This window comes from Alphaproteobacteria bacterium GM7ARS4 (genome assembly GCA_014332745.1).
Taxonomy (GTDB): Bacteria; Pseudomonadota; Alphaproteobacteria; order GM7ARS4; family GM7ARS4; genus GM7ARS4.
In genome coordinates, this window is sequence record JACONL010000001.1 from 393,318 (window position 1) to 415,754 (window position 22,437).

The 22,437-nt window shown below is 51.6% G+C and carries 20 protein-coding genes, 2 tRNA genes and 1 other RNA gene; 8 read left to right on the forward strand and 15 right to left on the reverse strand.

The features are described 5' to 3' along the window. Positions 1-50: 50 nt before the first annotated feature. On the reverse strand, positions 51-1,247 hold the full coding sequence (locus GDA54_01950) for an aspartate aminotransferase family protein (protein ID MBC6497073.1): 1,197 nt from the start codon (positions 1,245-1,247) through the stop codon (positions 51-53). A gap of 48 nt (positions 1,248-1,295) precedes the next feature. Continuing rightward, positions 1,296-2,120, reverse strand: a complete 825-nt coding sequence (locus tag GDA54_01955) for an ABC transporter permease (protein ID MBC6497074.1) — start codon at positions 2,118-2,120, stop codon at positions 1,296-1,298. A gap of 34 nt (positions 2,121-2,154) precedes the next feature. Here GDA54_01955 and GDA54_01960 point away from each other — a divergent pair, with 34 nt between their 5' ends. After that, on the forward strand, positions 2,155-2,448 hold the full coding sequence (locus GDA54_01960; protein ID MBC6497075.1) for a BolA family transcriptional regulator: 294 nt from the start codon (positions 2,155-2,157) through the stop codon (positions 2,446-2,448). 29 nt (positions 2,449-2,477) lie between these two features. On the opposite strand, the gene GDA54_01965 is transcribed toward GDA54_01960, so the two are convergent. From GDA54_01965 to metF, 3 genes are all read right to left on the reverse strand, one after another. Continuing rightward, positions 2,478-2,549 (reverse strand) — tRNA-Gly (locus tag GDA54_01965). A gap of 76 nt (positions 2,550-2,625) precedes the next feature. After that, positions 2,626-6,174 carry a methionine synthase gene (gene metH / locus GDA54_01970; GenBank protein MBC6497076.1) on the reverse strand — a complete coding sequence of 1,183 codons (3,549 nt, stop codon included), beginning with the start codon at positions 6,172-6,174 and terminating at the stop codon, positions 2,626-2,628. Between the two features lie 3 nt (positions 6,175-6,177). After that, entirely contained in the window at positions 6,178-7,041 is an 864-nt protein-coding gene (gene metF / locus GDA54_01975) for a methylenetetrahydrofolate reductase [NAD(P)H] (GenBank protein MBC6497077.1), read from the reverse strand. A gap of 348 nt (positions 7,042-7,389) precedes the next feature. On the opposite strand from metF, the gene GDA54_01980 reads away from it, so the two are divergent. The 5 genes from GDA54_01980 to GDA54_02000 all read left to right on the forward strand — a co-directional run bounded on the left by GDA54_01980 (position 7,390) and on the right by GDA54_02000 (position 11,051). After that, complete coding sequence (locus GDA54_01980; protein ID MBC6497078.1) at positions 7,390-8,232, forward strand: VacJ family lipoprotein; 843 nt, start codon at positions 7,390-7,392, stop codon at positions 8,230-8,232. A 176-nt stretch (positions 8,233-8,408) separates the two neighbouring features. After that, positions 8,409-9,029, forward strand: coding sequence for an ABC transporter substrate-binding protein (locus GDA54_01985; protein MBC6497079.1), 621 nt, complete (start codon positions 8,409-8,411; stop codon positions 9,027-9,029). Positions 9,030-9,584: 555 nt separating this feature from the next. Beyond that, positions 9,585-9,809, forward strand: a complete 225-nt coding sequence (locus GDA54_01990; GenBank protein ID MBC6497080.1) for a hypothetical protein — start codon at positions 9,585-9,587, stop codon at positions 9,807-9,809. Continuing rightward, the gene (locus GDA54_01995) at positions 9,802-10,839 is read left to right on the forward strand and encodes a hypothetical protein (protein ID MBC6497081.1); all 1,038 of its coding nucleotides are present in this window, start codon (positions 9,802-9,804) and stop codon (positions 10,837-10,839) included. Before GDA54_01990 ends, GDA54_01995 begins: the two co-directional genes overlap by 8 nt. An 8-nt stretch (positions 10,840-10,847) precedes the next feature. Then, a complete protein-coding gene (locus tag GDA54_02000) occupies positions 10,848-11,051 on the forward strand; it encodes a hypothetical protein (GenBank protein ID MBC6497082.1) in 204 nt (67 codons plus the stop codon). A gap of 14 nt (positions 11,052-11,065) precedes the next feature. On the opposite strand, the gene GDA54_02005 is transcribed toward GDA54_02000, so the two are convergent. The 4 genes from GDA54_02005 to GDA54_02020 all read right to left on the reverse strand — a co-directional run bounded on the left by GDA54_02005 (position 11,066) and on the right by GDA54_02020 (position 15,699). After that, positions 11,066-11,139, reverse strand: a tRNA-Ile gene (locus GDA54_02005). Between the two features lie 156 nt (positions 11,140-11,295). Then, on the reverse strand, positions 11,296-13,056 hold the full coding sequence (gene rpoD / locus GDA54_02010; protein MBC6497083.1) for an RNA polymerase sigma factor RpoD: 1,761 nt from the start codon (positions 13,054-13,056) through the stop codon (positions 11,296-11,298). A gap of 135 nt (positions 13,057-13,191) precedes the next feature. Next, on the reverse strand, positions 13,192-15,177 hold the full coding sequence (locus GDA54_02015) for a DNA primase (GenBank protein ID MBC6497084.1): 1,986 nt from the start codon (positions 15,175-15,177) through the stop codon (positions 13,192-13,194). Positions 15,178-15,189: 12 nt separating this feature from the next. After that, positions 15,190-15,699, reverse strand: a complete 510-nt coding sequence (locus GDA54_02020) for a GatB/YqeY domain-containing protein (GenBank protein ID MBC6497085.1) — start codon at positions 15,697-15,699, stop codon at positions 15,190-15,192. A gap of 90 nt (positions 15,700-15,789) precedes the next feature. On the opposite strand from GDA54_02020, the gene carA reads away from it, so the two are divergent. Beyond that, complete coding sequence (gene carA, locus GDA54_02025) at positions 15,790-16,980, forward strand: glutamine-hydrolyzing carbamoyl-phosphate synthase small subunit (protein MBC6497086.1); 1,191 nt, start codon at positions 15,790-15,792, stop codon at positions 16,978-16,980. A 48-nt stretch (positions 16,981-17,028) separates the two neighbouring features. Here the strand turns inward: carA and fumC are convergent, their stop codons facing one another. From fumC to ssrA, 3 genes are all read right to left on the reverse strand, one after another. Then, complete coding sequence (gene fumC, locus GDA54_02030; GenBank protein MBC6497087.1) at positions 17,029-18,447, reverse strand: class II fumarate hydratase; 1,419 nt, start codon at positions 18,445-18,447, stop codon at positions 17,029-17,031. Positions 18,448-18,498: 51 nt separating this feature from the next. Then, positions 18,499-19,125: a hypothetical protein gene (locus GDA54_02035; protein MBC6497088.1), complete on the reverse strand. Its 627-nt coding sequence runs from the start codon at positions 19,123-19,125 to the stop codon at positions 18,499-18,501. Between the two features lie 127 nt (positions 19,126-19,252). After that, positions 19,253-19,551: a transfer-messenger RNA gene (ssrA, locus tag GDA54_02040) on the reverse strand. Positions 19,552-19,701: 150 nt separating this feature from the next. Between ssrA and thyX the strand changes: the two genes are divergently transcribed. Then, positions 19,702-20,691, forward strand: coding sequence for an FAD-dependent thymidylate synthase (thyX, locus tag GDA54_02045; GenBank protein MBC6497089.1), 990 nt, complete (start codon positions 19,702-19,704; stop codon positions 20,689-20,691). Between the two features lie 14 nt (positions 20,692-20,705). Here the strand turns inward: thyX and GDA54_02050 are convergent, their stop codons facing one another. The 3 genes from GDA54_02050 to GDA54_02060 are packed head-to-tail and all read right to left on the reverse strand — an operon-like array spanning position 20,706 to position 22,422. Then, the gene (locus GDA54_02050) at positions 20,706-21,053 is read right to left on the reverse strand and encodes a hypothetical protein (GenBank protein MBC6497090.1); all 348 of its coding nucleotides are present in this window, start codon (positions 21,051-21,053) and stop codon (positions 20,706-20,708) included. Between the two features lie 6 nt (positions 21,054-21,059). Further along, positions 21,060-21,398 (reverse strand): multidrug efflux SMR transporter, encoded by a 339-nt coding sequence (locus GDA54_02055; GenBank protein MBC6497091.1) that lies wholly within the window; start codon positions 21,396-21,398, stop codon positions 21,060-21,062. Beyond that, on the reverse strand, positions 21,382-22,422 hold the full coding sequence (locus GDA54_02060) for a hypothetical protein (protein MBC6497092.1): 1,041 nt from the start codon (positions 22,420-22,422) through the stop codon (positions 21,382-21,384). The genes GDA54_02055 and GDA54_02060 overlap by 17 nt, the downstream gene beginning before the upstream one ends. Positions 22,423-22,437 lie beyond the last annotated feature (15 nt).

Here is a 22,437-nt window from a genome sequence, read left to right on the forward strand (position 1 = left end):
TTGGAGTCTGGCGTGAGGTCTGGACTGGCGGGGAGAGGACAATGAGACGTTCAGGGGCGGGACGAGGAAAGAGCCTCACAGCTGTTTTTGATGGCGCGCAGGGCTTCGTCAATATGCTGTTCATGAATGATAAGGGGCGGCAGGAGACGCAACACATTGTTGCTGGCGGGCACAGCGAGGAGAAGGGCCTGTCGAAAGGCATGGAGAACATCGGCCATAGGGACATGGCATACCAATCCCAACATTAATCCTTTTCCCCGCCATGCGGAGAAAATATGGGCATAGTCTTTGACGATGCTTGTCAAGCCATCTTGTAGGATATGGGCCATACGCATGACATGGTCTTGGAAGGTTTCTTCGGTGATGATTGTCAGTACTTTATGGGCAACGGCCATGGCGAGGGGATTTCCGCCAAAGGTTGAGCCATGGCACCCGCGTTCTAATCCTTGTGCCACATCATCGGAGCATAGGCATGCGCCTACTGGGAATCCGCCTCCTAATCCTTTTGCTGTGGCGAGGACGTGGGGTGTGGCGCTTGTCCATTGGTGGGCGAAGAGTTTTCCGCTCCGCATCATACCGCATTGCACTTCATCGAAGAACAAGAGACATCCATGCTCTCTGGCGAGGGTCGAGAGCGCTTCTAGATAGGCGTTGTCGGCTGTATAGATACCGCCTTCTCCTTGAATGGGCTCAACGAGGATGGCGGCTGTCTGGGGACTGAGACAGCGTGTCATGGCGTCTATATCACCAAAGGCCACATGGTCGAAGCCTGGTGGGAGAGGCGAAAAGCCGCGGGTGAGTTTTTCTTGTCCAGACGCGGCGATTCCACTGAGACTGCGCCCATGGAAGGCGCGTTGTGTGGCAATAATGCGATGGCGTTCGCCCTGTCCTTGTCTTTGAAAGAATCGGCGGCATAATTTGATTCCCGCCTCGATGGCTTCTGCGCCTGAATTACAGAAAAACACCTTGTCGGCAAACGAGTGCTGACAGAGAAGGGACGCCACCCGTTCCTGTCCGCCATCTGTGAACAGGTTCGAGAGATGCCATAATGTTGTGCTCTGTTGTGCCACCGTCTCAGCTAAGGCGGGATGACAATGTCCTAGACATGTGACACCGATACCACTGGTAAAATCTAGGTAACGTTGTCCCGTGTCATCGAAAAGATACGCCCCCTCGCCACGCACAAAGCGATGGGAGAATTGATAGGTCGGGAGAACATGGGAGGGGGGTGACATCATCCTTGTCATCATACGTTATATGTGTGTTACGGGGAGCACAAGCATACGCCATCATGCCTATTGTGTTAACCCCACCCCTTTTTTGATGAGAAGCCATGCCACCAGCAACAAGCCTATATTGATGAGGGTGATAGACAGAATGACGGCGAGAGAAAAAGGCATCCCATCGGCATGGCTGATAAAGCCATAGCGAAACCCATCGATGAGGTGAAAGCATGGGTTGTAAGACATCAATTGATGGATGGCGGGCGGAAATTGCTCTATGACGTAGAATGTCCCTGAGAGGAACGTCATGGGCGTGACGACAAAATTGGTGAGGGCGGCGAGATGGTCGAATTTATAAGCAAGGACACCACAGATGACGCCGATGGTCGCCAGCATGAAGGCAGCGGAGAGTCCATAAAACAGGATGTAGGCAGGCAAAGCAAAGGACACATGGGGGAAAAAAGGCATCATGCCAAGCAGGGTGACGCCGCCGACGGCAATACCGCGCGACACGCCACCAAGACTATAGCCTACCGCCAATTCGAAGGGCGTGAGGGGAGGCATAATGCTATCGACGATACTTCCTTGCACTTTGGCAATGACGAGCGAGAACGATGCATTGGCAAAGGCGTTTTGCATGATCGCCATCATAATGAGGCCGGGGATGAGGAAATCATTGAAATCCACATTGAGGATTGTTGTCCCTTCACGTTCGAGGGCGATATTGAAGACGTGATAAAAGAGCAAGGTAGAGGCGAGGGGCGCCAGCAGGGATTGGGCGGGAATGGTGAGGAAACGTCTCGTTTCTCTGACATAGAGATTCCACAAGCCACGCCAATTGACCTGTCCCATAAGAGTCGTGCCTTTTGCTGGCAAAGGGTTTAGGATAAGAGTCATCACGTTAACATATCAATGGGCGTATAAGGACGGCATGGGCACGATAGAGACCATAGAACATGCATTGCGTCTGGCATTTTCTCCACAGGAATTAGCAATTCGCGATGATTCAGCACACCACCGAGGACATCAGGCAATGGGCGGGCGGGTTGCTCGTGAAACACATATCCATATTCATATCGTCAGTGATGTCTTTATAGGGTTGACTCCTATCGCACGTCAACGTGCCGTCCATAAAGTGCTTGCCCCATGGATGACAAAGGCGGGTGGCCTTCATGCTGTCTCCCTAGACATCGCGCCACCTTCTCGTGATGTTACCCTTCCGTGACGTATGACTCCGTGTCTCTTGAGCAGGAGAGCGGGAGACGAGAATTGAACTCGCGACCCTCACGTTGGCAACGTGATGCTCTACCTCTGAGCTACTCCCGCACGTTCTGTGGCGTCATCATCATAATGGATACACAAGATTTTTACCACGTCTTTTGCTATGCCTGTGTGTCTGTTGTCATATGGAGAAATATCCCGATTGTGGGTGATGGAGGACAATGGCGGAGGTGGATTGTTCGGGGTCTAGTTGGTCGCCTTCACTGAGGTGGACATCGATACGTTGTCCGTCAAGGAGACGTAAGAGCATGCGTTGGTCAGCAAGATTGGGACATGCGGGATAGCCAAAGGAATAGCGTGTCCCTCGATACTGGTGTTGAAGGAGTTGTGGAATGCTCTCGGCATCCTCATGCCCATATCCCCACTCATGGCGTATGCGTTTATGGATATATTCGGCCATGCTCTCGGCAAGTTCGACGCCTAGCCCGTGGAGATAGAGATAATCTTGATAAGCATTCTCTTCGAAGAGCTCTTGTGCTTTGGTTGTTGCTTTTCTTCCCACTGTGACGAGCTGTAGGGCGATACAATCGCGTTGTTTATCGTTTGCGCTCCTCAAGAAATCGGTAATGCAGAGCTGTTGGCTATGGTTTTGGCGTGGCAAGGTGAAGCGTGCGCACTCTTGGTGTGGCGTCTCGGGGTCGAAGAGGACGAGGTCATTGCCTTCCTTCCCGCAAGGCCAATATCCGTAGAGGGCTTGTGGTTGAAAGATACGTTCTTTGTCGGCGCGTTGTATCCATGTGTGGAGGATGGGCTCTAGGGTCTCAGCGGCATAGCGTTGAAATTCTTTAGGTGAGCGTCCTTCTTTTTTGTAACCCCAATGGAATTGGAAGAGCATACGGCGGTTCACGTAGGGGATAAGGGTTTTGAGGGGGACATGGGAGACGAGGCGTGGTCCCCAGAAAGGCGGTGTGGGGATGTCTGTCTCTTCGATATGGCGGGTGCTGATGGCGATGGCGGGCATATCATCTGTTGGGCGTGTCGTTATATTTTGTGGTTGCGTCTTCTGTGGCTTAGTGTTTTGTGTTGCGGGCTCTGGTTTTTTTTCTTTGCGTTTTTTTTGGTGGCGTTCGATGCGTTGCTTTTGTTCTTCGAGGGCTTGGTCGAAGGATTTTTGGCGCACATGCTCCATGAGTTGTAATCCATCGAAGGCATCTTGGGCGTAGGCGACTTGTCCGCAAGCATAAGCTGGCACACATTCTTCTACAACATAGCGCCTGTTGAGCGCAGCGCCACCAAGGATGACGGGGATTGTCATGTCTTGTTTTGTCATTTCTTCGAGATTTTCGCGCATAATGACGGTGGATTTAACGAGGAGTCCCGACATGCCGATGGCGTTGGCTTTGTGGGTATGGGCTGCTTCGATGATGGATTCGATGGGCTGTTTGATACCGAGATTCATGACTTTATAGCCATTATTCGTGAGGATAATATCCACGAGATTTTTACCAATATCATGGACATCACCACGGACGGTGGCGAGGACGATGAGTCCTTTATGCTGTCCTTTGGTGCGTTCCATGTGAGGTTCGAGGAAGGCGACAGATTTTTTCATTGTTTCAGCAGATTGCAGGACAAAGGGGAGTTGCATTTTTCCCGCGCCGAAGAGTTCGCCCACGACTTTCATGCCTTCTAGGAGGATGGTATTGATGATGGCGAGGGGTGTATGGGTTTTCATGGCGATGGCGAGGTCTTCATCTAAGCCCACTCTGTCGCCATCGATGATACGTTGCTTGAGTTTTTCCTCGATGGTTTTTGGTGTTTTAGCGCGCGTGTTGTGTGTTTTATCTTCTTGACGGTCGGCAAAACGTTTGAGCAATTCTGTGAGGGGGTCATACCCTTCGCGTCGGCGGTCATAGATAAGGTCTTCGCAGAGGGTCACGTCTTCGTTTGGGATTGTATGGAGGGGGACGATACGTCCTACATGGATGATGGCGGCATTCATGCCGTGTTTGAGGGCGTGGTCGAGGAAGACGGCATTGAGGACGTGGCGTGCTGCTGGATTGAGGCCAAAAGAGATATTGGAGAGCCCAAGGATGATCTGACAAAGGGGGAGTTTTTCACGTATGGCTTTGATGGCGTTGAGGGTTTCGATGCCATGGCGTCTGTCTTCTTCATTGCCGGTGCAGATGGTGAAGGTGAGCGGGTCTATGAGGAGGTCGTGAGGGTCTAGGCCATGCTCTTGACATGCGACATCATAGAGGCGTTGGGCGATGTTGCATTTTTCTTCGCATGTTTTCGCCATCCCTTTTTCGTCGATGGTGAGGGCGATGATGGCGCTTCCAAAGCGCTTTGCCAGAGCGAGTCTTTTCCGTGCGGGTTCGACGCCATCTTCGAAATTCATGGAATTGATAATGGCTTTTCCGCCATAGAGGCTGAGGGCGTGTTCGAGGACGTCATATTCTGTGGAATCGATGACGAGCGGCACGGTCATAGCGCCTCGCATGCGTGTGACCATGGCGTCCATGTCGTCCAGTTCCTTGCGTCCCACGAATGCTGTGCAGACATCGAGGGCGTGCGCGCCTTCTTTTATTTGCGCATCGCCCATGGCGACACAGCGTTCCCAATCTTCTTGTTCTTGGAGGACACGGAAGGCTTTTGAGCCATTGGCGTTACAGCGCTCACCGATACTAAAGAAGGCGTTTTCTTGGGCGAATGGCACAGATTTATAGAGTGATGCGGCAGATGCCTGTGAAGACGCTGGCAGCTGGCGTTTTTTCACCCGTGGGCGTCCTATGGCATTGTCGGCATGCTTGCTCAGCATGGCATCGATGGCTTGTATGTGCTCTGGCGTTGTGCCACAACATCCTCCGACCATCGTGACACCCCATTCGAAGACGAATCGTTCGAGCCAGCGTGTCATTTCTTCTGGTCCCAGAGGATAATGGGTTTTCCCATCCACAAGTTCAGGCAAGCCGGCATTGGGGAGGGCTGACATCATGCGTGGCCAATGCTCACTGAGGCTTTGGATATGGGGCGCCATTTCTTGTGGTCCTGTGGCGCAATTCAGGCCAAGGAGGGCGACCTGATGGAAAGGATGGATGATGGTGGATGCTGCCTGTATATCGGTGCCGACGAGGAGCGTGCCTGTTGTTTCGATGGTCACCTGACAGAAGAGGGGGACATCTTTCTGTGTCTTGTCGATGGCGTTGAGGGCTGCTGTGAGGGCTGCTTTTGCCTGTAAGGGATCTTGGACTGTCTCTACCAAGAGGGCGTCGACACCGCCAGAGAGCAAGCCTTCACATTGCTGTTGGATGGATTGCTCTAAGGCGTCATAAGAGATATGTCCCAAGCTGGGAAGTTTCGTCCCGGGGCCTATAGAGCCTAAGACAAATCGGGGTTTATCATCTTGTGTGCATGCGTCGATAGCTTCTCGAGCGATTTCAGCGCTCTGTTTATTGAGGTCAAAACAGAGATGGCTCAAGTCGAACTCGCCTAATGTGCGTGTTGCGCCGCCAAAGCTATTCGTCTCGACAGCATTGGCGCCTGCCTGCAAGTAACGTATGTGAATGTCGCGGATAACATCAGGACGACTGATAGAGAGGACATCCGTGCAGTTTTCACATCCACAATAATCTTTCTCGATAGAGAGGTCGCGCGCTTGCACCTGTGTTCCCATCGCCCCGTCAGCTAAGAGAACATAGTCATTCATATAGTCGAGAATATGCGTCATCGGCTATGTCGCCTCCTTATGCTTCTGACGTAGCCCTAGGATATGACAGATGGCAAAGGTGAGGTCAGCCCGATTGAGGGTGTAAAAATGGAATCGGCGCACCCCATGGTGATAAAGCGTTCGACATTGTTGGGAGGCGATACTCGCCGCCACCAATTTGCGCGTCTCTGGGTCATCGTCAAGTCCTTCGAACATCGTTCTTATCCATGCGGGGACGTGGGTGCCACAGCGTTTGCTGAAGGCGAGGGTGCGTGAGCAATTTGTCACAGGGAGAATACCGGGGATAAGAGGCACATGGAGGCCACGGGCATGGAGCGCATCTCGAAAGCGTAAGAAGGCATCTGTATCGAAGAAAAATTGCGTGATAGCGCGTTTGGCGCCAGCATCGATTTTGCGTTGAAGATTGTCCATATCAGCTTGAGGACTTTCTGCTTCAGGGTGTGTTTCGGGATAGGCGGCGACGCTAATATCGAAATCGGCCATAGCGCATAAGGCTTCCACCAATTCATAGGCATAGAGATAGGCATCATGGGCCTGTGGCATGGCGGATGTTCTATCGCCTCGTAGGGCGACGATATGGCGTATGCCGCTGTCAGCATAGCGTCTGGCAATAGCGTGGATGTCTTCCTTTGTCGTTCCTACACATGTGAGATGGGCGGCGGGGGTGAGCGCTGTTTCCTGTAGGATACGCAAGACAGTCGCATGGGTGCGTTCCCTTGTGCTTCCTCCCGCCCCATAGGTCACGGAGACGAAGTCGGGATTAAGAGGCGCGAGACGTTCGATGGATGCCCATAGTTGCTTTTGCATGGAGGGCGTGTGTGGCGGAAAAAATTCGAGGGAGACACGAACGTCAGAAGGCAGACGCATATCTCTGTCTGTGGCGGACAGCGTGTCGCGATGGGAAGAGGAACGCATGAAAAAAACAGAATGGGGAGCGCTAAAACCTCAAAAATCTCAAAAACCTCAAAAATCTCAGGGGACATGAGCAGGACATCGCAAGACAGCCACCATTCCTTATAGCCAACAAGAGAGAGGGATGTCAATCAATGTTTTCAGGGGCAATGTTTTCGGAGGGATGTTTTTGGGGATGAAAGCCCGTGACGACATAAGGCGCTATAAACAATGTGACATAAACAATGGACAGGCCACAATTTGACAAGGGGTATGCTGTTCGTGTAGGGTGGGTCAGAGGGGGTCGTTATAGGAGCGTATCACATGCTGAGAAAATATCGCACATCTGTGGCTGTGTGTCTTGTCGTTGCGTGCTTATCTGGTTGTGCGAGCACGGCGTCTCAGCGCGGTAGCGACATTGATAGGATTAATGATCCTCTTGAGAGCGTCAATCGTGTCGTTTTCGAGATGAATCTTTTTTTAGACCGTTGGGCGCTCAAGCCGTTAGCGCGTCTCTATGTGAAGGTTCCCTCCCTTATCAGGGACAGGGTTCATAATGTTTTGACGTATGTTCAGGAGCCACGGGCGTTTGCGAATTCTCTGTTGCAGGCGGATATTGCTGGTGCTGGGCGCGCGTTAGGGCGTCTTATCATCAATGGTTCTTTTGGTCTTGGCGGGCTCTTCGATGTGGCGGATGTGTGGGGCATTCCTCATCGGAGCAACGATTTTGGGATTACATTAGGCGTGTGGGGCGTTCCCCCTGGTCCTTATCTTATGGTGCCTTTTATGGGTCCTCATAGCGTGCGCCATGTCTTTGGGCGTGTTGGTGATTATTATGCGCAACCATTGAGCTATTATTATGACAATCAAGACATCAGTTTCACGGCATCATTTGCGCAAACGTTTGTCTCTGTGGTTGACCAGCGTAGTTTGTATCTCGAGGAATTTGATGCGTTGGAACGAGATTCTTTGGATTTTTATGCGGCTGTGCGCTCTCTCTATCGTCAGGCGCGTCAAAGTCGGGTGGTAGGCGATGCTGCCATGTCGTCGCCAGCGTTCGAGGGTGGTGATGAATTCCTCGATGATTTGCCAGGACCTGGGCCAGGACCTGGGCCAGGCCCAGGACCCGCGCCGGGTCCAGGGCCAGGGCCATCCCCATCCCCTTAAACGTCTTCAGTCTCTTCAGGCATCGTCTGTCCTTGACATGGCGTGCCATGTCTGTCATAATGCTTCCATGCTCCCCATAGTCTTTGTGAGGGGGTGCTTCTTTGTGAAGAGAGAGGGCGTGGGGGGTCATAGAGGAATGATGATTATCAATGTATTATAAAGGGAGAGAGGAGAGGATGAAGGGAATCATAAGAGGGCGTCACCATGTGTGTGGCCTGTTGCTGTCGGCTTTTTTTGTATCGGTATCGGGGGTGGCGTTAGCGGGTGCTGGTGAGGATGCGCAGAAGTTCATTGTTGATTTTACACAAGAGACATTGAAGAGTTTTTCACCTGACGAGAGTGAGGCGTCTGTTGAGAAGAAGTTTGATGCCTATTACAAGGCGCATTTTGACAATGAGTCCATTGCTCGTTTTGTCTTAGGGCGTTCGTGGAACAAGGCGAGCGATGCTGAGAAGGCGGAATTCACGTCTCTTTTTGAGAAATATATCGTGCGTGTTTATTCTGGGCGTTTCCGCAGCTATAGCGGTGAGGTGAAAGTCTCGTCCTTTCAGGACATTGGCAACAATCTCTATATTGTCAATTCGTCCTTTCTTGCGCAGAGTGGCGAGGACAAAGGCAAGCCCGTGTTGGTGGATTGGCGCGTTGGCCATGACGGCTCGTCATACAAGATTTATGACATCACGGTGGCGGGGGTGAGTCTCTCAGTGACGCAACGTTCTGAGATTGCCTCTATTCTCCGTAATAACGGCGGGCAAGTGTCGGCTCTGTTGGACGTCCTCCGCAAGAAAGTCAATTAAAAAGGGTTTGTAGGGGGGGCAGTGGGGGGCGAGTCCCTGTGGCATGGGCGTCGTGCCTATCCTGTGTGTCAGTCTTGTTTTATGGGACACACGGAAGGCGTTGGCGCTCTCGGTTCAGGGACTTTTTTGTCACGCCTTGTGACAGCTCTTCTTCACATTTTTACGCTCTTGTCGTCATGCTTGTTGCCTGATAGGGCAATAGGAACAGGCGTGACGTTGCATATATCGCCATAAAATCGATACGATGTGTCATATAATGAAAATATATTTGTTTTCTATTGACATTATAGGTATTATATACGATAAAGAGTATCTATCCTAAACAGAGGAGGTTCATATGGAAAATAACGAACAGAAAAAGGCGAAATTCAAGCGACTAGCGTCTATGCGCACAAGAAATGTTCTCAAGAAACTCGATGTATTGGGAAATTGTGCCAATAGAGCTGCCTATGATTATTCTCAGGAGGATATAAAAAAGATATTCTCAGAGATTGACAAGCATGTGAAACATACGAAAGCAAAGTTTCACTTTTCTAAGGACAAGGAGTTTACATTATGACAAACGACCAGATAAAAGAATTGGCTCTTGCTTTGGCGTATGCGGACAAAGCAGAGGACGTTGTCAAGATATTGCGTGATAAGGGCTATTGGGACGATGAGTCCGCATGGTGTCCCTATGGTGGTGATTCTAACAGCAATAATTTTTCTGTTGTTGGTAATCAACAAGGGGCTGCCGCCAGGGCGCTCGTTGAGAAACTCACCAATGCTGTTGATGCGTGAATGCTTAAAGAGGAACATTAACCCCAAAGGGGGTAAAGCTCCTCCAACGATCGCTGAGGCGCAAAAACGATTCTTCGGTATCTATAATGGGAAATTATCCAGCATAGACAGCAAACAGAGGGCAGCCTTGGCGGGCAATATCGCGCTTGTGGCAACAGGAGGAAACACGAAGCCTTCTTTATCCATCATCGATATGGGGGAAGGGCAGTCACCCCAACGCATGCCAGAGACGATACTCTCCCTCACCAAGAGCAACAAGCTTGATATTCCCTTTGTGCAGGGGAAGTTTGGCATGGGGGGCAGTGGCGTCTTGCGCTTCTGTGGCTCTGACCATAATCTATCCCTCGTCATCTCCAGACGCCACAGGGATATTCCCGCCAACCTCGATAGGACATTATATGGAGAGGATACAACCAGGGACTTATGGGGTGTCACCATCATAAGACGCGAAGACCCAAAGGGAGGAGAGAGGAGTTCTCGTTACACATATCTTGCGCCTCACGGCAAGATTTTATCCTTTCGCGCTGATGAGCTAAAACTTATGCCGGGGGCCTATCCAGAGGCCTATGGCAAACCTCTTGTCTCAGACACCTTTGTGAGATTGTACGAGTATAATGTCGGAGCGAAATTGCGTTCGGCGATCCACACGCGCCTTATGTGGCGCTTGGCTTTCTTCATGCCTGATATAGCGGTCCCTGCGAAAGTGTTCGAACGTCGTCCTCCCAGAGGCAACACCTTAAAAGGAAAATCTTCTTACCAGAGTATCCTTGCGGGGCTCAGGGCGCGTTTGGATGACGACAAAATGGAAAATCTCGAACCGGGGTCGGAATGGCCAGGCACTGGGTCATTCACTGCTGAGGATCAACAATTCAGATATGCCATTTATGTTTTCAAACCAGATAAGAAGAAAGGGTATACTGGGGATGCTAAAAGGGACGGTATTGTGTTTTCTGTTCATGGCCAATTGAGAAGGATAAAACCAACATCACCCCTGAAACATGGGAGAAAAGATATGCCTATGGACTGGTGATCCTCGCTATGGCGATATTAAACCATAGAAAGAATCATCCCAAGAAAGAGCAAGAAGAGGATAACGAGATAAGTGACAACGAGCATATTGCCTCTGTGGCACAGGAGGCATCCGCCGCCCTTCTCCCGATGATTCAAGCCCTTGGCGCGTTGGTTGTTGAGAGAAAAGAGGAGGATGGGCGTGACGACGGTAGCGATGATGGGGAGTCGTGATGATGTTCCTCGTGTGGGCCCGGCAGGACTCGAACCTGCAACTTAACCGTTATGAGCGGTCCGCTCTAACCAATTGAACTACGGGCCCCCTTTCGCCTCTCTTATACACCCCCTATACCCCCTCTATACCTATATGCCATACCATAGATGACACATCAAGGACACCATCGATGACGGACAGGCGCGCCTCCATGCCCCCATGCATGCTCTGTCCCCTTTCTGTCGTTGTGTCTGTGCGTGACGCTCAAGAGAGATAGCTGCGCAATTTGCGCGAACGACATGGATGTCTCAGTTTACGCAATGCCTTCGACTCTATCTGGCGAATACGCTCCCTTGTCACACGGAATTCCTTGCCTACTTCTTCCAACGTGTGGTCGGTTTGCATGCCGATACCAAAGCGCTTCTTGAGGACTTGTGCCTCTCGCGGCGTTAAATCCCCGAGGCTCTCTAGGGCTTGCTCACGCAACTCACTATTGATGGTGGCTTCCTCAGGAAGAATGGTCTCCTTATCCTCGATAAAGTCGCCGATACAGCTGTCATCCTCTTCGCCCACTGGATTTTCGAGGCTCACAGGCTCTTTGGCGATCCGCAAGACTCTACGTATTTTATCCACAGGCATATCTAACTCTTTAGAAATCTCTTCGGGCTGTGGTTCGCGTCCTTCATTGTGAAGGATTCTCTTCTGTGCGCGCATGATTTTGCTGATCGTCTCGATCATATGGACGGGAACACGTATGGTGCGCGCTTGGTCGGCAATGGAACGTGTAATGGCTTGACGAATCCACCATGTGGCATAGGTGGAAAATTTATAGCCACGGCGATAGTCGAATTTATCCACCGCCTTCATGAGACCGATATTGCCCTCTTGGATAAGATCTAACAGCTGCAAGCCACGATGGATATATTTCTTGGCAATGGAGATGACGAGACGTAAATTCGCTTCCACCATCTCTTTCTTTGCCTTCTTCGTTGCGCGCTTACTCTTATTGACCTTTAAGAGGATGTCTTTCAGCTCATGCAGAGGCATATGATATTCTTTGGTGAGGGCAAGAAGGTTTTCGATGAGGGCGCGTCCCTTGTTATCTTTGTCATCGGCAAATGTGCGCCAGCCCGGCGCATTGCGACGCCCGACCTCTTCCAACCATCGGGGACTCAGCACAGCATGTTGGTAGCATGCGAGAAAATCTTGGCGGTCAATGCCACATTCTTGGGCATGACGCAAAAGCTCACTTTCCAATTGGAGAATATGCTTTTGCTTGTCTTGCATCGCCTCTGTCAGGGACGTGACATGCTGTTCATTGACAGGCAAGCCATCGAGGGCAGCACAAATCTTTTCACAATGTGCCTTATAGTCTGCCTCTAAGGCGGGAGGTATCTCTTTCCCCTTATTCAGATAGTCCAGACGCTTCACACGTAAGGCATCCATCTTCTCACGTAGTTGGTCCAACGCCTCAAAGGATGCCTTCACGTGGGGCGCGATGACATTCTCCATGACTGCCGTCGATATCTGTGCCGTATGGGGGGTATCATCACCGCCATAGTCATCTTTAGGGGATGTTTTCTTTGCCGATGTTTTCGTCTCTTTCTTTTTCGCGACACGCCCATAGATTGTCTCGACATTGAAAAGAGAGCGCAAAGACGCCTCATCCTTCATGCCACGACAGATAAGGTCAAGGGTTGCAGGGTGTTCGTTGAGGGCGCGCAACATGGCTTTCCATCCCTCTTCGATACGTTTGGCGATGGAAATCTCACCCTCTCGGGACAACAGCTCCTTACTCCCCATGTCACGGAGATAAATTTTGATAGGGTCATCAGAATATCCCGCGTAAGAGTCCGATGATGTTTTCTTGTATCGTCCACTCTCTGTTTCTGACGCGCTTTGTCCTTCTCTGAGAAAGATGTTCTCGTAGCGGTTATGAGTCCCCGTATTGTCGGCGTCATAAGTGGTCTCTGAGGGGGCACTCTCTTGAGAAGGCATGTTTTGAGCAGGAGACGTCTTCTTCATCACCACAGGGCAGGACTAAAGGTTGCACGACGCTAACCCCCCCGCGCGTCACGGCTGGGGCAACAGCGAAAGAGGTTTGTCTTTAACACTAGAACGGGATTATAATGGCGACATGCGGGAAAAGCAAGATATTTTTCAAAAAATATCTTCGCTGTCGTGTTTTTTACGCAAGGCATCGAGGAATGCCTCCCGTTCCGATAAGCTGAGCCGTTTCATCATGAGGTTTTTATCGGGACGATGGGCGTCATGGTCTGTGGTATCATATTCGTTGCTGACGGCATGGAGTTGCTCTTCCCGTATCAGGTGTGCCAGATGTGTGCGCGCACCGTCTGTGTCAGAGGCGCCATAGGGGGCGATTTTTTGCGTGCCTCTCGTGATTTTACTTTCGTAGTCTCTGGGATGTGCCGTAGGCGCAATCTCTGGCGAGAAAAGGGCTACATGGTGCGAGCAGAGCCTTTCTTTGATGGTGGCACATCCTTGTTGTGAGAGCCATGCTTGTAATGCTTGGCTCGACATGCGACGATCAGCAAGGGCAAGCACTTCCGCGCACCGCGTGAGCTCTTCTGTGGCGAATTGGATACGGAGAACATCCTCTATGAATTCATCCAAGAGATGTGGGTGGTGGATCAAGGCAGCGAGAATGTAATCTTGGCGCGACAGCACCTCTTTGTCCCCTACGCCACGCTGTGTCGCTCTTGAGGGCATGATATGGGGAGGGGGAGGCATGCCAAAACGGCTTTTTGGGCGTTGTTGTTTATGGGTGCGAGTCGAGAGATAGGAAAAGAACCAGTCTTTAAACAGCTGCGCGTATTCTTTGCGGAGGACGTCATCTTGGATGGCATCCGCATCTTTGAGGAGCTGTTTTTTTGCCCGCGCGTAGTATTCGGGACTTTTTTTCACAGCCATAGGGTCAGTGGATGGGGGGGCATGCGTGTGGGCGTAGGAAAAGGCGTCTTGCCACAGGAGGGAGGCAAGGCTATGGGGTTTATCTAATAAGGCGTTGAAATGGGCGATCGCTTTCTCGCCTTGCCTCATCATGGAGTCGGGGTCTTCGTGGGGGGGAAGAAAGATAAAAAACAGGCTCTTCTCAGCCGTGATGACGGGGAGAATAAGATGGGCAAGGCGAGTCGCGGCGCGTCTGCCAGCATCATCGCCATCTAAACAGACGAATACTGTTGCGCCTCGTCGCCACAATGTTTGCACATGGCGTACAGAGAGGGCTGTGCCAAGGGGAGCGACCGCCTCTTGAAAGCCACAACGATAGAGCGTGATGACATCCATATAGCCTTCCACCAAGATGGCGCGCTTTTTCGTGCGTATGGCATCAGCGGCATGATGGAGTCCATAGAGGACATCCTTTTTATGAAAAAGAGGCGTCTGTGGCGAATTGATATATTTAGGGATAGGGTAGCTGCTTGTGCTTTTTTTCACCGACCTCCCGCCAAAGCCAACGACATGCCCATGATTGTCGTGGATAGGAAAGATAAGGCGAGAGCGAAAACGTGGAACACACGCCCCTGTCTTATCTGTCTTATCTTTCTTATAGTACAGGCCAGATGTCGTCCATTCCTCTGGTGTGAACCCCCTTTCCTCGAGCGCCATACGCAAGGCTCTGTCGTGGGGTGGCGCAAAGCCAAGGGAAAATCTGTCTCTTATGTCATCTGTGATACCGCGCTCTTTGATATAGGTGCGTATCAACGCTGCCTCTGTCCCGTTCTCTTCCCTGAGGGCATTCTGAAAGAACACTGACGCCATCTCCACAAGCGCCATAAGACGCTTTTTCTTGTCGTTGGCGTCTTTATGCGCTTTGTGTGAGAAGGAAGAATCATAGACAACCTCCATGCCACGTAGAGACGCGAGTTTCAAGACAGCATCGACGAAATTGATATGATGGTATTCGCGCAAGAAGGTGAGCGCATCGCCTTTGGCATGGCAACCAAAGCAATAATAAACGCCTTTTTCCCCATGGACATGGAAAGAGGGCGTCTTTTCCTTATGGAAGGGGCATAGTCCTTTGTGGCTTTCCCCAGCGCGGGTGAGCTTCACATAAGAGCCAATAAGAGAGACAATATCGCTATTCTGCCGAAGTCTCTCCAGAAAATCGGGAGCAAAAGAGCCCATCAGCTGACACCCCTATGGCGTCTTTTTAGGAAGCGCGCCGAGACGTTCTTTGACCAAGGCACTGACCTTCGCCATATCGAGGCATGCGCCATGGCGTTGCTTGAGGGAGGCGATGACACGTCCCATATCTTTTATGGTGGTTGCCTGTATGTCTTTGATGGTTGTATCGATGGCGTCAAGGGTGTCTTCTGTGCTGAGCATGGCGGGGAGAAATGTTTGAATGATACCAATTTCTTTTTTTTCTTTATCTGCCAATTCGGGACGACCGCCTTTGAGATAGAGGTCGGCGCTCTCTTGGCGCTTTTTGACCATCGTGTGGAGCAACGCCATGATGGCTTGGTCGTCTATGGCTTTGGTGGCGCCCTTTGAGCCAGTCCGTGCGTCAATATCTTTTCGTGTGATTTCAGCGAGAATCATGCGAAGACTACTCACACAGAGGGCGTCTTTCGTTTTGATGGCGCGATTGAGGGCTTGGCGGAGGGTATCGCGCATGCCCTGCAATTGAGAAGAAGATTCTGTCATGATGTATGCTATGATGGCGGGGGTGTCCTGTGCCTATGGTGACGTAACGCCCGTGAAAAAGCAAATCGTTTTTATGGAGAGAGGGGGACAATGCATGCTCAGCAAGAGATAACGGCAGCCCTTGTGCTCGGGGACGGCTTTGTCTGTGTGGGACAGGGGGTTGGCTGTGAAGGCATGGCGTTGGGTGAGCTCTGTTTCAACACATCCATGACGGGTTACCAGGAAATTTTGACTGACCCTTCTTATTGCGGGCAGATCGTCCTGTTCACGTTTCCTCATATTGGCAATGTGGGGACAAATGACGAGGACAACGAAGCGGCGCGTCCTTTTGTGCGGGGGTGTGTTCTGGCGACGCCGATCACGCCACCATCGAATCATCGGAGCATCGAGTCATTGGATGGATGGCTTGTCCGTCATGGGCTTATAGCGCTTTGTGGCGTCCAGACTCGTGTGCTGGTGCATCGTTTGCGTGATAAGGGATGTCTCAATGGAGGCATTGTCCATCGTCCTCAAGGATTAAGGGCTGATGATATAGACGATGTCAGGAAAGCCTTGGCGCATGAGCCTCCTATGGAAGGCAGACGTCTTGACTTAGATGTCACGACGAGAGAAGATTATCTGTGGCGGGAAGGGCTCTTTCGTGGATACGGGGAAACGACAGAGCAAGGCAAGGAGGCACAGCATACAAGAGAGACCAAAGGCGAGCGTCCTCTTGTCGTTGTTATCGATTATGGCGTGAAGCGTGCGTTATTGCGTCATTTATACGAGGGCGGCGTCGATGTGCGCGTTGTTCCATCTTCTGCCAATGCTGCTGCCATCATGGCGTATGACCCTGATGGCATTGTTTTAAGCAATGGGCCTGGGGACCCACGTGCCACATTCGAGTGCGTGAGCGCTGTGGTGCGGTGTCTCATCGAGAGTCGACTTCCCGTGCTAGGCATTTGTTTAGGCCATCAATTGCTCTGTTTAGGGTTAGGCGGGCGTGTGATGAAGATGCCTTTTGGCCATCATGGCGGGAATCAGCCTGTGCGTTGCGAGACGAACGGGCGCATCGACATTACGAGCCAGAATCATGGCTTTACCGTCGTTGAGGAGTCCCTCGACTCGTCTTTGGGTGTCACGCACCATTCTTTATTTGATGGGACGGTGGAAGGGATGTCTCTTGATGGCCGACTCATGGCGGTGCAATATCACCCTGAGGCGAGCCCTGGTCCTTTGGATTCGACCCATATCATCCGCGATTTTTGTGTCAAGGTAAGGCAAAGCAAAGGGTGCGCCTAAATAAAGCGCCTAAAGACCATGTGAGGACGATGACATGAGCCGTGGCCATTATGATGGTTCATAGGGGCGTATCATGTCTTGAGGGCGCACCCATGCGTCAAATTGCTGTTCATTGACAAGCCCTAAGGCGATGGCTGCTTGTTTCAGGGTGCTGTTGTCTTGATGGGCTTTCTGAGCGATTTTGGCGGCGTTCTCGTAGCCGATGTGGGGATTGAGGGCGGTGACGAGCATGAGCGATTGCTCCATGAGGTCTTGGATACGTTGCTTGTGAGGGCGCACGCCAGTGAGGCAATGGCGATGGAAATTCGTGATGCCGTGGGCGAGAAGGGAGAGGGAACGTAAGACATTATGGATGATGACGGGCTTGTAGACATTGAGTTCGAAATGCCCTTGGCTGCCGGCGATTGTCACGGCGCTATGATTGCCCATGACTTGGACGCATATCTGGCTGAGGCTTTCGCATTGTGTGGGATTGACTTTGCCGGGCATGATGGATGAACCAGGTTCGTTGGCGGGGAGGATGAGTTCGCCTAAGCCACTTCTTGGTCCTGAGGCGAGGAAGCGTATATCATTGACGATTTTCATGAGGCTTACGGCGAGAGTCTCGAGGCTTGCCGAGAAGGAGACGAGGTCGTCATGAGCCGCCATGTGGGCGTAGGTATTGTCTGTGGCTGTGAAGGGGTGGCCTGTGATGTCTGCTACGTGGCGTGCGAACTGCGCTGCGAATCCCTTAGGTGTATTGAGTCCCGTTCCGACAGCGCTTCCCCCTTGGGCGAGGGCGTAAAGGGCTTGGAGGGCATGGCGGATACGTTGCGCGCTTGCCTGTGTCATGGCGTGATAGCCAGAAAAGACTTGGCCCAGACTGATAGGCGTTGCGTCTTGTGTATGGGTGCGTCCCACCTTGATAATGTCTTTGAAGGCGCGCGTTTTTTTGGCGAGGTCGTCATTGAGGCGTTCGATGGCTGGCAGGAGTGTCTTGTGGCATAGGAGCACAGCGGCGATATGCATGGCGGTGGGGAATGTATCATTGGACGATTGCGAGCAATTACAATGGTCGTTAGGGTGGACGGGGGATTTTGAGCCTAACGGCTGTCCCAATTGTTCATTGGCGCTATTGGCGATGACTTCGTTGATATTCATATTGCTCTGGGTGCCTGAGCCTGTTTGCCATATGACGAGGGGAAACTGGTCGTCCATCATGCCTTTTTGTATTTTTTTTGCTTCGGCAATGATGGCGTTACCGAGCTTGGTATCGAGGACGCCTAAGGCCATATTGGCGAGGGCGGCAGCGTGTTTTTGTATGGCGAGAGCATGGATGATGTCGTGTGGCATGCGCTCTGTATGCGCTGGAAAGGCAAAGTTTTCGAGACTTCTTTGGGTTTGCGCGCCCCAATAGCAGTTATGGGCGACGGCGACAGGGCCGAGACTATCCTGTTCTGTTCTGTGTGTAGGCTGTGTCTTTGGCATTGTTATTGTGAGGGGGGGGCTATTGTGAGGGGGGGTTATTGTGAGGAGGGTTTATTGCGAGGGTGTTCGAGGGGGAGGCGGTGTCTTTTTGCGTGCTATGAGAGGGATGAGGCGTGCGGTTTTTTGTCTGTTGTCCTTTCCCTTTGTGTCTTTTGTCTTTGAGGTTTGTGTTGTTTTTTTGTGGGTGGTCTGTTGGCTTGGAGGGGAGAGCCGTATGGGTGTGCGTTTGGGAAAGGGGATAATGGGTTTTGTGCGGTCGGTGATGTTGGTCTCTGTGCGTGTTTTGGCGTCGGTCGTCCCTTGTGTGGAGGAGCATGCTGGCGTGAGGTGCAATTCGATGGGGGCGATGGGGTCGCGCATTTCCTCGAGGGCGTCATAGGGGATAGACAAGCGATAGGCGAGTCTGTGGAAGAAGAGGGTTACAGAGAAGGCGACATCGTTGGTTTGGAGATTTTGGAATTGGTGTTGTAGGAGGATTGTCATTCTCTCAGGGTAGCGTTTTCGCAAGGACTCTGCCATCGTGACGTCGTCTCTATCGGTGCGAAAGGTCAAGTAGAGGTGATGTTTTCCTTGCAAGCCGTGGGCGATGATATGTTGGATGGTGCGTTTGGCGATGAGTCGCATGCCCTCATCGAGCCATAGGCGGTAGGGGATAAGGCTTTTATCTTCCGAACCCATACGATGATGCGCCTTATGGGAGACGTTGCGCGGACATTATGCGCCCGAGATATGTTGTGGGATATGTCGTGGCTGTCGTGGCGGGGATAAGAGGCATAGGGCGATGCTGTTGACGGTCTTCGGGGTTGGTGGGAGGTTTCTGTTGCCCGGCACCTCCCGAGCCGCGCTTACTTAGATGTTAAGCAGCGAGTGCAACATTGTCGTTGGCACTTGTGAGTTGGTTCTGATTTTCGAATGAACCAGATTCGGGTAAAAGCAAAGTTTTTCACAGCCTGTCGATCCTATCTCACCCCCTTATGTCTTTTGGTGGAGGTGCCGGGTACCGCCCCCGGGTCCAGTTCAGTTACTCCTGCAATGCGTTTATCACCATAGTGAGGAAGCCTCACGAGACTCAGTATAATCTTTGTGGCGACGGATTGCAACGGGAAAATCTTGTGCGCATGGGGCGCGTGTGGCTCTGTGTGGTATGGTCTGTAGGCGGTTGCCTTTGTATGTTTCGGGGCTTTCCATTTTGGGGTGTGTTGTGTATGGTAAGAGTCTGTGAGAGAGGGGTGAGGGACGGTACGCAACAAGGATATGACGGGTATGAGGGCAGTTTCGATGCGTCCCCATTCGGTGGCGTTGGACAAGATGATTAATAACGGGACATCTTACAGGGTGTTGGACCATGGGTTTGTGCGTGTTGTTGACTATATGGGCAATGACAAGGCGATCGTGCAGGCGGCGCGTGTTTCGTATGGCGATGGCACGAAGACGAGTCGTGAGGACAGGGCGCTCATTCGTTATTTATTGCGCCATCGGCACACGACACCTTTTGAGATGTGCGAGGTGAAGTTGCATGTCAAGATGCCTATTTTTGTGGCGCGTCAGTGGATTCGTCATCGCACAGCGAATGTGAACGAGTATTCGGCGCGTTATTCGCTGATGAAGGACGAGTTTTATATTCCAGACAAGGCGTGGTTAGAAGCCCTTGTCCGTCAAGAGAAGACGGAGAAGATGTCTTGTCCCGACCTTTTTGGTGGTGTGCCTTCGGGTGATGCGCCTCCTTTGGCGCATATGGCGGCGCAATCTACCGACAATAAGCAAGGGCGTGGTGCTCTTCTACCAAAGGAGCGGGCGCGTCATGCTGTGGAGCATATCAGGAAGGCATCGAAAGCGGCTTATAACGCCTATCTTACTCTTTTAGGGAAGAAGAAGGGAAAGGGGGAAGGCTATGGCGTTGCTCGTGAATTGGCGCGCGCTGTTCTTCCCGTGAATATCTACACGGAGTGGTATTGGAAGAGCGATGTCCATAATTTGTTGCATTTTTTGGCGTTGCGCTGTCATGCCCATGCCCAATACGAGATACGCGCCTATGCCGAGACGATCTACAATAAGATCATGCGTCCGTGGCTTCCCTTGACATGCGAGGCATTTGACGATTATCGCTTAGGGGCTGTGCATTTATCGGCAGGACAGAGGGATGTTGTGCGGCGGATGGTGCGTGGCGAGACACCCAATTACGAGGATTATGGGTTGTCAGCGAGGGAGATAGCGGAGCTCAAAGAACATTTTTCCCTGCCATAGAGGGTGAGGCGTTCTTATCGTTGTAGTCCAGCGCTATAGTTGAAGCTGGGTTCTGACGGGTGGACGAAGAGGCGTTGGCGTCCCATGACGCCTTGGAAGAGGAAGTCTGTGGCGTTATTGCGCCATTGTATGAAGATACCGCCATCTTTTTCGCGCCATGTGCCGTCTAAGCCATCGCCATAGGAGGAATGCGCCTGTCCGTTTTGGGACAAGGTGATGGTATAGTCCGAGCCCCAGCCGTCCCTTGTGTGCCACTGCCCGAGCCATGTCTTGTCGCTGTAGGCATGGAGGAGAGGGGTATGGGTGCTTATGAGAAGAGCACCACAGAGCAAGGCGAGACGAAGGGGATGGCGTATTGTCATGGTCTTTTATGAACGGAACAATGTGACGAGGGAGACGCCCATGATAATAAAGAACAGGCCCAAGATTGCAAGCCATGACAGGCTCTGTCCATAGACAACATAAGAGAAGAGGGCGATAAGGAAAATCCCTAAGCCACTCCATGTGGCATAGACGAGGGCGATGGGGATGGTTTTGATAGCGAAGGTGAGGCAGTAAAAGGCCGCCATATAACAGATGGTTAAGGATATGGTGGGAAGAATTTTCGTGAAATTGTCGGAGAGGGGGAGGAGCAACGTTCCCGTGACCTCGAAGAGAATGGCCGCCATCAGGTAGGCATAGGACGATGTGTCAGTGAGAGGAGGCATGATGTGGGTGCTTGTGTGTCTTCATAGGGTTTATGGGTGATGATGTTGTTTTTTTGTCTCTCTTGCAGAGGAAGAAATCTCTCCATAGCCATGGTCTGGTCATGATGGCGAGGCGGTTTAAGAACACAGCGCAGAAGCGTTGACATCGTGAGAGGAGCGTTTTATGTCCGAAGAGAGGGAAGAGGAATCCCTTTGGGATGGGTTGTGCCATGTAATAGGGTGTGCCCGGCACGGCGATGACGTTACGTAAGAACGCGCGGTCCTGATAGAGAGCGATGAGCCGTCCATCATGGTTAAAGGCGTAGCGTTCTATAAAATCACGAAAATGTCTTACGCCATAGTCGAGGAATTGTCCGTAGGTGAGTGTTTGGATTGTGCCTTTTATATGGTGATTATCGATGAAGAGGAGATTTGTCGCTGTGGCGGCGACGAGGGAATAATGCTGGGACGATGCCCATTCATAGATTGAGAGGGCGGCGTTTCTCAAGGGATGTCTCTCTTGGGGTGTTGAGGGTGGGCATTCGTGGCGTGTGTCGAAGGGGATAGCGATGTCATATTCGATACAGACACACACGGGGCGTATCCTCTTCAGGGACTTCCACAAAGCGAGGTCATAAGAATCGATATCGAGAGAGAGAAAATGGCATGCTGTGTGCTGAGCCTTTTTGACGAATGAGTCGAGGGAATAGGGCGCTTGCGTTGTCACATGGGCGTGGAATGTTTGGATAGATGGCGCATGGCGATAATTCTCTTGGAGTTTCTGGAAGAGCTGTTTATCAGCTTCGATGAAGATGCCGCTCCATCCTTTTTCGAAGAGCTGGCGACAATTGGACAGAAAAATGCCGTCATGGCCGCCCACTTCGAGAAATGTCCCCTTTTTTAAGCCTATTTCTTGGAAAAAATAGCGCAAGAGTCCATCTTCGCCATGTTGGGAATATACGCTCTGTCGATGACGATGAAAAAGGGGGTCTTCCCCCGCGCTATATTCTTTCTGTGCTATATTCTGTGCTATATTCTGTGCCATATGATGTCTCTATGT

Coding starts and splice junctions, on each gene's coding strand:
- thyX (MBC6497089.1), top strand. CDS start 19,702: ATGACGGGTATGAGGGCAGTTTCGATGCGTCCCCATTCGGTGGCGTTG.
- GDA54_01995 (MBC6497081.1), top strand. CDS start 9,802: ATGCGTGAATGCTTAAAGAGGAACATTAACCCCAAAGGGGGTAAAGCT.
- GDA54_02060 (MBC6497092.1), bottom strand. CDS start 22,422: ATGGCACAGAATATAGCACAGAATATAGCACAGAAAGAATATAGCGCG.
- carA (MBC6497086.1), top strand. CDS start 15,790: ATGCATGCTCAGCAAGAGATAACGGCAGCCCTTGTGCTCGGGGACGGC.
- GDA54_01980 (MBC6497078.1), top strand. CDS start 7,390: ATGCTGAGAAAATATCGCACATCTGTGGCTGTGTGTCTTGTCGTTGCG.
- GDA54_01985 (MBC6497079.1), top strand. CDS start 8,409: ATGAAGGGAATCATAAGAGGGCGTCACCATGTGTGTGGCCTGTTGCTG.
- metH (MBC6497076.1), bottom strand. CDS start 6,174: ATGACGCATATTCTCGACTATATGAATGACTATGTTCTCTTAGCTGAC.
- GDA54_01990 (MBC6497080.1), top strand. CDS start 9,585: ATGACAAACGACCAGATAAAAGAATTGGCTCTTGCTTTGGCGTATGCG.
- GDA54_02020 (MBC6497085.1), bottom strand. CDS start 15,699: ATGACAGAATCTTCTTCTCAATTGCAGGGCATGCGCGATACCCTCCGC.
- GDA54_01955 (MBC6497074.1), bottom strand. CDS start 2,120: ATGACTCTTATCCTAAACCCTTTGCCAGCAAAAGGCACGACTCTTATG.
- metF (MBC6497077.1), bottom strand. CDS start 7,041: ATGCGTCTGCCTTCTGACGTTCGTGTCTCCCTCGAATTTTTTCCGCCA.
- fumC (MBC6497087.1), bottom strand. CDS start 18,447: ATGCCAAAGACACAGCCTACACACAGAACAGAACAGGATAGTCTCGGC.
- GDA54_01960 (MBC6497075.1), top strand. CDS start 2,155: ATGGGCACGATAGAGACCATAGAACATGCATTGCGTCTGGCATTTTCT.
- GDA54_02015 (MBC6497084.1), bottom strand. CDS start 15,177: ATGGGCTCTTTTGCTCCCGATTTTCTGGAGAGACTTCGGCAGAATAGC.
- GDA54_02055 (MBC6497091.1), bottom strand. CDS start 21,398: ATGCCTCCTCTCACTGACACATCGTCCTATGCCTACCTGATGGCGGCC.
- GDA54_02050 (MBC6497090.1), bottom strand. CDS start 21,053: ATGACAATACGCCATCCCCTTCGTCTCGCCTTGCTCTGTGGTGCTCTT.
- rpoD (MBC6497083.1), bottom strand. CDS start 13,056: ATGAAGAAGACGTCTCCTGCTCAAAACATGCCTTCTCAAGAGAGTGCC.
- GDA54_01950 (MBC6497073.1), bottom strand. CDS start 1,247: ATGACAAGGATGATGTCACCCCCCTCCCATGTTCTCCCGACCTATCAA.
- GDA54_02000 (MBC6497082.1), top strand. CDS start 10,848: ATGGCGATATTAAACCATAGAAAGAATCATCCCAAGAAAGAGCAAGAA.
- GDA54_02035 (MBC6497088.1), bottom strand. CDS start 19,125: ATGGGTTCGGAAGATAAAAGCCTTATCCCCTACCGCCTATGGCTCGAT.